The organism is Amycolatopsis rhizosphaerae (assembly GCF_007713715.1).
GTDB lineage: Bacteria > Actinomycetota > Actinomycetes > Mycobacteriales > Pseudonocardiaceae > Amycolatopsis_E > Amycolatopsis_E rhizosphaerae.
Window position 1 is genome coordinate 1 of record NZ_VJWX01000892.1, and the last position, 1,047, is coordinate 1,047.

Sequence of the window (1,047 nt, forward strand, 5' to 3'; positions counted from 1 at the left end):
CGCCGGTGGTGATCGTGACGATGACCTCGTCCTCGGCGCTCGACCTGCCGCGGGGCCTGGACTTCCTGCTTTCGCGCAACCGGCTCAACGTGGCCCTGTCCCGGGCGCAGGCGGTCGCGGTCCTGGTGTGCTCGCCGCGGCTGGTCGAGGCGGACATCCGGACAGTGGAGCAGATGCGGCTGGTGTCCGGGATGATCGGGCTGATGGCGGGCTCCCACCCCTGGCCGCCCCCCGGGGCCGGGCAATCCGGGCTCGTGGACCACTTGCCGCCCGGCAGTCCGGCGTGTCCGTCATGATCACCGCATGACGACTTCGGTTCAGCGGCCCGGCCTGGCCACCGGTTCCCTCATCGGCATCCTGTTCGGCCTCGTCTTCGTCGAGGTGAACGCGGGCGGGTTGACCGCTCCCTGGTCACTGGTGGTCCGGATCGCCGGCGCGGTGATCGCGGTGGCGCTGTTCCTCGCCGTGCGCCGCCTCCCGCGGGGTGCGGAAGACGGCGGGTTCGCCCCAGGACGGCGTTACTGGATCGTGGTGGTGCTCGAGGCGATCGCCCTCTTCGGCGGGCTGTTCGTGATCAACGGGGTGCTGCGGCACCCGCAGGTGGCGGTGGCGTGGATCGCCGTCGTGGTCGGGGTGCACTTCTTCGCGCTCGCGGCGGTCTTCCGGCTCAACCGGTTCCACGCGCTCGGAGCGGTGCTGACCGTGCTCGGCGTTGCCGGGTTCGTGCTGGCCGTGCTCGGTGCCCCGGCCGCCGCGGTGAACGTCGTTTCCGGTGTGCTGTCCGGTTTCGCGCTGTTCGCGACCGTCGCGCTGTCCGTGCGGCGTTGACCGGACGCGCGGTCCCGGAGGGTGCGGCGGCGAGGAAACCCAAGGGGCCCGGACGATCGGACTGACTGAATTGTCCCTTGTGGACAGTGTTGCCGGGATCGGGTTTCCCGGGCACCGGCGTGGCGCGAGGGATCCGGCCCGGTCCGGCTCGGATGATGGGCGCGTGATCATCCGGCGTAGCACCCTCCCGGCGGCGGCACTGGCCCTGCTGGCCCTGAC

At 71.6% G+C, this 1,047-nt stretch carries 2 protein-coding genes; both read left to right on the top strand.

Translation table 11 applies throughout. The features are described 5' to 3' along the window. On the top strand, positions 1–296 hold a 296-nt coding region (locus FNH05_RS37660; RefSeq protein WP_144593581.1), incomplete at its 5' end, for a hypothetical protein. Positions 297–303: 7 nt separating this feature from the next. Further along, positions 304–828: a hypothetical protein gene (locus tag FNH05_RS37665; RefSeq protein ID WP_144593582.1), complete on the top strand. Its 525-nt coding sequence runs from the start codon at positions 304–306 to the stop codon at positions 826–828. Positions 829–1,047: the final 219 nt, after the last annotated feature.